At 50.4% G+C, this 8,969-nt stretch carries 7 protein-coding genes; 3 read left to right on the top strand and 4 right to left on the bottom strand.

Annotated elements, in window-relative coordinates; translation table 11 throughout:
• Positions 1-1,119 precede the first annotated feature (1,119 nt).
• Together ACW9IN_RS29575 and ACW9IN_RS29580 are read left to right on the top strand one after the other, a co-directional pair.
• Positions 1,120-1,983 carry a dioxygenase family protein gene (locus ACW9IN_RS29575; RefSeq protein WP_050572423.1) on the top strand — a complete coding sequence of 288 codons (864 nt, stop codon included), beginning with the start codon at positions 1,120-1,122 and terminating at the stop codon, positions 1,981-1,983.
• 47 nt (positions 1,984-2,030) lie between these two features.
• Complete coding sequence (locus ACW9IN_RS29580) at positions 2,031-2,372, top strand: Dabb family protein (protein WP_038845904.1); 342 nt, start codon at positions 2,031-2,033, stop codon at positions 2,370-2,372.
• 291 nt (positions 2,373-2,663) lie between these two features.
• Here ACW9IN_RS29580 and ACW9IN_RS29585 read toward each other — a convergent pair whose 3' ends face one another.
• The gene (locus ACW9IN_RS29585) at positions 2,664-3,638 is read right to left on the bottom strand and encodes a hypothetical protein (RefSeq protein WP_235165435.1); all 975 of its coding nucleotides are present in this window, start codon (positions 3,636-3,638) and stop codon (positions 2,664-2,666) included.
• 275 nt (positions 3,639-3,913) lie between these two features.
• Between ACW9IN_RS29585 and pdxR the strand changes: the two genes are divergently transcribed.
• Positions 3,914-5,320 (top strand): MocR-like pyridoxine biosynthesis transcription factor PdxR, encoded by a 1,407-nt coding sequence (pdxR, locus tag ACW9IN_RS29590; protein WP_050572425.1) that lies wholly within the window; start codon positions 3,914-3,916, stop codon positions 5,318-5,320.
• Between the two features lie 266 nt (positions 5,321-5,586).
• Here pdxR and ACW9IN_RS29595 read toward each other — a convergent pair whose 3' ends face one another.
• The 3 genes from ACW9IN_RS29595 to ACW9IN_RS29605 all read right to left on the bottom strand — a co-directional run.
• Complete coding sequence (locus ACW9IN_RS29595) at positions 5,587-6,546, bottom strand: LysR family transcriptional regulator (protein WP_016976858.1); 960 nt, start codon at positions 6,544-6,546, stop codon at positions 5,587-5,589.
• A gap of 351 nt (positions 6,547-6,897) precedes the next feature.
• Positions 6,898-8,307, bottom strand: a complete 1,410-nt coding sequence (hglS, locus tag ACW9IN_RS29600) for a 2-oxoadipate dioxygenase/decarboxylase HglS (protein WP_038845905.1) — start codon at positions 8,305-8,307, stop codon at positions 6,898-6,900.
• Positions 8,308-8,598: 291 nt separating this feature from the next.
• On the bottom strand, positions 8,599-8,969 hold a 371-nt coding region (locus ACW9IN_RS29605), incomplete at its 5' end, for a GMC oxidoreductase (RefSeq protein WP_457369172.1).

Genomic DNA, 8,969 nt, shown 5'->3' on the forward strand with positions numbered 1-8,969 from the left:
GTTCCTTCTGACTAACTTCATCAACAACATGGCTGACACTGATATTGATTTTCCTAGCGTAACAGTAGTCTAAGTTTTGTTAAGTGGCGGTCGTCTAAAATTAACTATCACTAAAGATGACTTAGTTTTTGTCCTCAATGGGGCCTCATTACAGAGACCCCATTCTTCAATTGTTTAACTGGTCGGCATTAAACACAGTAACCGTAACGGGTAGCTGGATTATCATTACTACGAGATGCTGTTATGAAAGCTGACAAGCTATGGATAATCATAATTTTGACTTTGATGATCAATGGCGGAGCGCTCTTGGGTTTTGGACAAGCTTCCACCGGTGCTATCGCTCGTAGCATCGAATGCCGGCATTGGATAGCACGTACCGCAGAAATGATGAAAGGTTCTATGCTTGGAGTCGGAAGCTCGCCAGCCAGATGTTGAAAATGCTTAATAAGCTCACAAAAGGTCAGCAATGTGTGACCAACAGACGGTTATGGACAAAGCAAAAGCCGCTTTGCCGACTTATGCTTTATCCAGTCATACTTTATGCTTGAATGGCCTCTTTTCAATAACGAAACGAGGTACGCAACACCACGATTTGCGAGTTACTGCCTCCGGCATTCTTGTTCGCCGAACCGATGTCATAGAACAGATAGTCGAGACCGACCGTGATATTGGAGATAGGCGTCCAGTTGACGTTGGCTTGATACAGGTGCCCAAGTGTTTGTCGCTACCGGTAGTGGTTCCGGAAACGGTCACCATGCCGGGCAGGCACACTCCGTCATCACTGTTCTGGCGCCACGCGGCAAATACCCCTGGCTCGAATGTGCTTCGTGTACATGTCGACTGGAATCAGGCCGAGTCAATCGCTTGGACACTCAGTCCTGGATGAGGGTGACGTAGAAGACGGCTGGTTGCTGGTCTGTCGATCATTTGCAGACAGCTAAGAACTTATCGTTCGGTTCCTTTGATACCTTGGCGGGTTTACCGGCAGGAGACACCTATGAACGCTGAGCTTAATGCCAGTAACCATATATCGCTCACAAAAACGACGGAGAACTCGAAAGTGCACTGCCGCAACCTGACGACATCGATCTCAACAACCTCTTCACCGAAACCAGTTAGGTGGAAGTCGTTAACGCACGTATGAGCGATTTCGGCGACCCGTGCACTCGCCAGGTGATGGGCGTTATCGTGAAGCACTTCCATGCTGCCATCAAGGAAATCGAGCCCACGTATGCGGAATGGCACGCGGCCATCGAGTTTCTCACTGATGTAGGGCACATGTATAACGACCGGCGCCAGGAGTTCATTCTGCTGTCCGACGTGCTGGATGCGAGCATGCTGGCGGAAGTCATCAACGATCGTCCTCACTCGACAGGACGTCAACCGCCGACCTTTAACACCGTATTGGGGCCGTTCTACTTGCCCGGAGCACCGCACTATCCCAACAACAGCAACATCTGCCTGGATGAGAAAGACGAACCTTTACTGGTTAGCGGGTACGTAAAGGACACTGAAGGTCGGCCTATCGTGGGCGCGACGCTCGATATCTGGCAAACCAACGAAGACGGTTTCTATGACTTGCAACAGCGCGGGATACAGTCCGACTTGGTTCTGCGTGGTGTATTCGTTTCTGAGGCTGACGGACACTATGCATTTCGCACATCCAAACCGCGTCATTATCCTATTCCCAGCGACGGTCCGGTCGGCAAGCTTCTAGGCCGGATTGGACGGCATCCTCATTGGGCAGCGCATATTCACTTTATCGTCACGGTGCTTGGATACGAACTGGTCACCACGCACATCTTTGCTCCGGATTGCCCTTATCTGCGCGAAGACACCGTGCTCGGAGTTAGGCCCGCCCTGATTGCCACTATCGACAGGCTAAGCGATGCGGATATGGCAAAGTGCCGTGGCCTGAAAGCGCCATTCCTCCATATCAACTGGGATTTCATTCTGCAATCTACCACATCAGTGGGTGAGTAACGGCGCTCTATCGCGCGAGTCCGCTCTATGCTTAATAGGTTTACTATATGATCAAACACATTGTTATGTGGAATATAAAGGGTGCCAGCTCTGCTGAGAAGCTCGCGAATAGCCTTCGGGTAAAAAACCTGGTCGAAGGTCTAGCGGGCAACATTCCTGGCATGAAGACTATCGAGGTTGGCATCGAGATCAGCCAGATCGAGTATGCCTGCGACGTTGTGCTCTACAGTGGGTTCGATAGTCACGAAGCGCTGGAGGGATGCTCTTCCCATCCGGCACATCTGAGCGTTCGCCAACAATTGGAAGGCGTGCGGACAACTCGTCACCAAGTGGACTATTTGCCCGGTGGACAGGCGGTGTCAGATCGAGCGGCGGTTGAGGTTGGCTAGGAGTTAGAAGTGTGAACTTCACTTTTGAACCCTGTGCACAACGCGTTCTGTTCGGACACAGACTCACTTGCTTGCAAAAACCAGGATGGACTCCAAGTGGATTTGATGTCTGTGCACGGAGCAGAAGAGTAGACAGCGACGTGATGTGTTGCGAACACCCGTGACACACGAATAGTTCATCCTATCATCTTTGGGAGGGACCGAAGCTAGCTGTTACGGCCCCTTTAGTTTTTAGCATCAGAACAAACCAGCAGCCTCACTATTGGTCCGCTTTGTAAAAAATATGGTCACTCAGATCAGTCTAAGTCCAGTCATGCCGCACATAATTGCCACCGAAATCAGCGAGCTTATCCCTGCTCCCAGCCACCAAATCCGATTTGCATTCGATTGACTTACCTCATGCGCGAGCAGCACCACGCGTAACCCTGAAAACAGGTGAGTCAACACAAAAAACACACCAAGTGCGTAGTGGGGCAAGAGACGGATGTTCCAAGCGTCGTGTATCAAGCCGGCGGGCAGTCCTGCGGCGAAAGCCCAGTCGGTGGGAATGTCGAGAAAAGTACGCGCAAAGATGAACACAGAATTCATGTGACCGAGAATAAACACTGACATAAACACACCTGATGCCACCTGAAAAACCCGATAACGGTCAGCTGTTGTTTCTGTCCAAGTCCACGCTAGTCGTAGGCCGCTGATAATCTGGAACAGCATGACCGTCACCAACAGCGGTTCGATAGCTGCAGCTCTATAGACGGTACGGCCTATATCCATCACTGCTGCATGCGCTTGAGGGCTTATAAGCCCAAACAAATGATTAATGATATGAAATAGAACGTAGAGTGCAGTTATTGAGCCACTGATACCGTGAGCTACACGCAGACGTGAGGACGGATGTGCTTGAGAAAGCATGCTGGAATCGCCTTCTCTCGTTGCCCACGCCCCCAGCAGCAACCAGGCCGGCGACCATACCCAGGTATCTGGAATCGTGCTACCAGCCATGTAAGTAAGCACGCCAAAGAACACATATAGCGTAGGAACGGCAACTGCCAGCAACGCAAATCGTCGGGCGCGGGTGCTTTCCCTAGGCGCAGCATGAATTACACGACCCGCCATGATCAGACAAATCAGAGGCACAGCAAATGCTGCAATCAACAACAAAGCGGCGACGACGATATGACCTGCTGACAAAGACCCATTTATGCCACCAGCAAGTGTTACTGCCCAATGGAATGCCTCTAGGATCCAAGGATAGAGTGCAGCACTCATTGCCGATATCCATATCGTCACCTTGGCATCAAGGGGTCGTACAGAACCGCTGCTCACCATTAAGCGATCCATTCTTGGGTTATAGAGCATCTTATTCTCCAGGGACCGAAGAACATAAATGCTCTGCAAGTCGTATGCATGTAAGCTTTTGGGAAATGGCCTTCCTAGCGACTTATACAATAAACCGTCGTGATGGCAATAAATTTGTGTAACATTACCCTACCAAAGGCAAATTTTATAGAGTCAAAAATGATCAAATTGACTGGGACATTCCAATGAATAAAAAAGTGCACCATGAGGGTGATGGGCTACCGCTGTTTCGGCAGATCTACCTGCGCTTTCGTGATTCAATTAAGGAAGGTCGCCTCAAGCCTGGTGATCGTGTGCCCTCCATTCGGGCGTTAGCCTCTGAACTCCATCTGGCTCAGGGGACAGTCGAGGCTGCGTATCAATTATTGATAAGTGAGGGCTATCTGGTGACACGCGGGCCTGCCGGGACAGTTGTCTCTCCACAAATCAAATCCGCTCCACTTAAGCCTCTCCCGATAAAATCGGAAGCTCCCCAGCAGTCCTTGATACATACGGGAGAGACTCCGCAGCCGCTGCAGATGGGATTGCCGGCGCTGGATGCCTTTCCGACCAAGTTATGGAACCGACTGGCTTACCGTGCTCTGCGCCACTCTCCCATCGACGGTTTGATTTACCCTGATGCGAGAGGACATGTTTCTTTGCGCAACGCAGTCGCGGGTTATCTGGGTGTTTCGCGCGGAATTAGCTGTTCACCTGGACAGGTTTTCATTGTCGCGGGCTACCGAGCTTGCCTCGATTTGATCTGTAGAAGCCTGCTACACAGTGGAGATAGCTGCTGGGTCGAAGACCCCGGTTACTTTGCGACCCACCATTTCCTGCGCGAAGCTGGAGCAAACCTTGTTTCGGTTCCCGTCGATAATGAAGGGATGATTGTTCAGTCAGGTATACAACGAGGCAGCGACGCCCGTTTTGCAGTAGTAACCCCGACCCACCAAAGTCCGTTGTGTGTTCCAATGTCGATGCCTCGCCGGCAAAGTCTACTGGCTTGGGCCCACCACCAACAAAGCTGGATTATCGAAGATGACTATGACAGCGAATACCGCTATCTAGGCCGCCCCCTACCAGCCTTAAAAAGCCTGGATACCTACGATCGAGTCTTGTATTGCGGCACCTTCAGTAAAGTGCTGTTGCCGAGTCTGCGTCTCGCCTACCTAGTGGTACCAGAAAATCTTGTTTCCCGATTCGCTCAGATCGCGGACACCATGCATAGTCATTGCCCTCAGCTATGGCAGGTCACCACAGCCAACTTCATCAATGAAGGCCACTTCGCACGTCATTTGAAGAAAATGCGCGACCTTTATTCAACTCGACGAGGCTTGCTCGTGGATGCGTTGACCAGCGTCCTTGGCTCACGCCTATCGATCGACCATCAAGTCGGAGGGATGCACTTGGTGACACGTCTGGCTGAAGGCAAGGATGATCGTGCCATAATCGCTAAAGCAAAAAGCGCTGGATTGAGTGTTCACGCGCTCACTAACTGGTACTTAGACGCGCCATCTGAGTCGGGCTTGCTGTTAGGTTTCACCAACGTGAAAGACAGGGAGCAAGCCTTATTCTTGGCCACAAAGCTTGGCCAAACGATAGAAAACTGACTAAATTGTTCCAGTAGACGCCCCTCCCCTAAAACTACCTTTTGGGAATTTTATCAAGGGATCTTGTGGACCGGATTTGTAGCCCGAGAATCGGCCACAATCGCACTGAAAACACAGCGTTTAACGTGAGTAGAGCACCAAAAATCAAGTTGGCATCAACCTCTCTGTCTCTAAATCTGATCATCGACCGCATCAGCGGTTTTGAATGAAGGCAGCCTGCTCGTTTCTTCGCGTAACCATACGGTGAACGAATGCGTGTAGAGATTTTATTCGAATATACTCTTGGCGGTTTCGCGAAGGCATTTTATGAAGTTTTTGCAAGCGGGATTAACATCTTTATCGGCGCGAATTGAGAACCCCACCTCACCAAAATTAGCACTCTTTGTTAAGTCGAGGACGACTATCAATCCAGCCTTGACGAATTGTAGTGCTGCTGCTCGAGGCATCAACGCAATCATATCAGTTTCCAACAGCAAGCCTATGTTGGTCAGAATAGATAGAGAATTGACATGATGCGGAGGCAGACCCAGTTTCGAATCACGAAAAAATTTTTCGACGGCATTGTAGGAGGGTGATTCCTGAAGTGGGAAGATCCACTCTTCAGTCATCAAGTCAGCGATGCTCAAACCTTTGCTGTCAGCCAGTGGGTGGTCGCATCCGACCACCGCACAAAAAGATTCATGGAACAAAACTTCGTGTTTGAGCGGGAACGCATGGGATAGAGGCAATTCCTGCTCAGGGAGGCGTCCTACGACGATATCTAGATCTCCTGTCGCCAGCGCCGGAAACATTTGCGCCGTTGTTCCTTCGCGAACCGTGATCAACACGCCAGGAGTGGCTTTGCGCAATGCCACGATTGCCCGAGGTAATAACTTAGCAGAGGCCGATATTAGCGTTCCGACAATCACATGCCCTGCTTCACCGGTCCTGAATGCGTTGACCTCCTCAGTCATATAACGCGTCTCGGCAATCAATGACTTGACTCGCCGTCCCAGCATAACACCGAACTCGGTGGGTGTTACTCCTCTATTAGACCGCTCAAACAACGGGCTGCCAAAAAACAACTCAAGATCGTATATAGCTTTTGTTATGGCCGGTTGCGTAAGACTCATTGCATTTGCAGCCCGCACGAATGATCCTGATTCCAGCACCAACTCAAATATCATCAGTTGGTGAAACTTCAATTTGCGGCTTAAGGTGATCGTCGATATAGGTGAAGTTTCCATAACCCTCCTCATGTGAGGTCGATGGTTGCGTCCACAGAACGCCTCAGCCGACAGTATAGCGTGTTCACTCACATCGTTCCTAGGACGATCTCCTCACCGGGAAAAGGTGCCGAAATTGATCGCAAACCCAAGAAATCGACCTGTTAGTGTGCAGGCAAACACCGACACCCTTACGCTTGCCGCTGGGGGCCAGGCGGGTTCGAATATCAATCGCACAGCCCTCACACACCTGTTGCAAAAAGCTCCGAGGTCAGGATGAGCCCCACCGAATGCTACTCGTCCTCTTACCTTTCTAGCTCCCTTTGTGCTGAGGTGAGGGAAGACTCATGACTAAGGGGCCTAATACGTCCGCTAAAGCATCCAGCTTGCTTCGCTAATCCTCATGATTCTGGCGCAGCTACGCAAAGAACGCGTTTGGCTTTCGGCGTAAAGCTCAAGTTCATTAAGCGTCTTCCTACCAAGCGCTGAGTGAAACTTTTTCTGATTTGAGTTTGCCGAATAGTGTGGTGGAGCATCGCCACCCAAATTGGACTGAAAAATCCCTGCTGCGCTTACAGGCAGAAAGTCCTCATAAACTATCGGTTCAAACCTGATCCAACCCTCATCAACAAGCTGATTCAAGCTTTTCATCTGCAAATTATTACCCGAAGCTTCCATTGCCCTTTCGGCTGGAAAATACCGGAAATATGCGAGTCCCAGCGAACGCATCTCCTCATAATTGTCGGGAAATGCTTGAAAAGCCTTTTCCAGAATACGAACGTATTCAGCAGCGTTTGCCTCGTTTGGAACCTCGCCCAACTCGTTCCGAGCAACGCTTAAACGCTCGTCATAGAGAGCTCGCCCCTTAGGCGTGAGAGCAACGCCACGTTGTTCAATTTCCCCGAAGCGAGCAGAGTGACTACCTGACTCTCCTACCTCTTGCCCCACAAAGCTGATGGATTCCTCAAGCGCCTTAAAACTGGTTTGACGTAGGAGGATCGGGCATTTCCTTCGAGGCGGACCTTCAATCACCGCTTTCGGAACAATTCCCTTCATAAACATACCTCGCTGAACGGCATCGATGTCCATAGTACGAGGGGTCAGGTGATTGATATGGGGGCCTTTGAAGGCGACGACATCGGCGATCAAACGGTGCTGAGCACTCAGTTTCATGTATTGGTCAAGAGAGACAGTAGCTATATTATGCCAGCGGAAGGTTTCGAGAGCACGGTCAACAAACTCCGAAGCGTCCGCAGCAGATAGTCCGCCTGCAGCTTCGCATTGCTCAATTAGTTCTAAAGCTCGAGGAGTAAAAATCTTGCGCTGACAGAGCAAATGCTGAGCGATCGCTCGGAGCTCCGTATCGTCTATCAATTCGACTCTGAGCAGAGAAGTAAATACTCTGAACGGGCAAGTGTTGAGTGCAGCGTCTTCAATTGCCCGAAATGCTGTGGAATGAACAGGGACCCCAGCGGGGGCCAGATCGTAGTACCCGACAGGTTCCATTCCCATCACAGCAAACAACCTACACAACATTGACAACTCTGCATCTGTGCCTACACGAATTGCGCCGTGCCGCTCGTTATGTAAGCGGTGAATTTCACCAGTCTGCGCCAGTTTTTTGAACAGTTCGGGGTCTGCGCTTATGACTTCCCTATTCACCTCGGAAACCAGTTCCATCAAAATACCATAGAGAGGCACTTCATCCCTGTACATCTGTGACATTGCATGGGAAAACGCTGACCTAATCTCGTCCGTACTCGAAAAATTAGAAGCATTCATCGAATGTGTTCTCCTCACAAAATACAACTGCGACGTTAAACCTTGATGGCACCTCAACATGCCTCTCAGCCAGCGTTGGGTAGCAACAAAATACTAGAATCCAATGCCACACCGTAAGAAAGAAAAACTCGATAGGTCTATCGATGTGCATTTCGTAATCCCTTGCAAGAGCAGGTTTGTTATTGATGAAGACCTGTAAAGCACAGGCTGGCTTCATCGCCGACAAGCCCGCTCCTACGAGACTCATGATCCATAGTGGGAGCAGCCTTGCCGGTGAAGCCATGGAGTGCTTTAACTTCTTGTGGACTCCGCGGTACTAACACTGGTCTGGCGACCAGGTGTGCGCAGCGAAATTTTCCCCATCATGTGATCAACACCTTTCTCGGCAACGGCCATTGCTGTCGCGTTGGTGTTGGCGCTGATGATTATCGGCATCATTGAACAGTCAAACACACGAACGTTTTGCACGCCTTTGACCTTCAGATCGGGGGTCAGGACAGACATTGGATCGTCTTCCTGGCCCATCCGGCAAGTACCAACGGGGTGGTAGTTACTTTCCGTAGTCTGGTGGATGTAGTCCAGCAGTGCTTCGTCGGACTGTATCTGGTTGAATCGCCCCGGGTTTCGTAGACACCTCTTTGCCTTAAACTGAGGCCAATTAG

Source organism: Pseudomonas sp. SDO5271_S396 (assembly GCF_054071795.1).

Bases quoted from the DNA above. Each gene is read 5' to 3' on its own strand.
- ACW9IN_RS29580 (WP_038845904.1), top strand. From the start codon at position 2,031: ATGATCAAACACATTGTTATGTGGAATATAAAGGGTGCCAGCTCTGCT.
- ACW9IN_RS29585 (WP_235165435.1), bottom strand. From the start codon at position 3,638: ATGAGTGCTGCACTCTATCCTTGGATCCTAGAGGCATTCCATTGGGCA.
- pdxR (WP_050572425.1), top strand. From the start codon at position 3,914: ATGAATAAAAAAGTGCACCATGAGGGTGATGGGCTACCGCTGTTTCGG.
- ACW9IN_RS29595 (WP_016976858.1), bottom strand. From the start codon at position 6,546: ATGGAAACTTCACCTATATCGACGATCACCTTAAGCCGCAAATTGAAG.
- hglS (WP_038845905.1), bottom strand. From the start codon at position 8,307: ATGAATGCTTCTAATTTTTCGAGTACGGACGAGATTAGGTCAGCGTTT.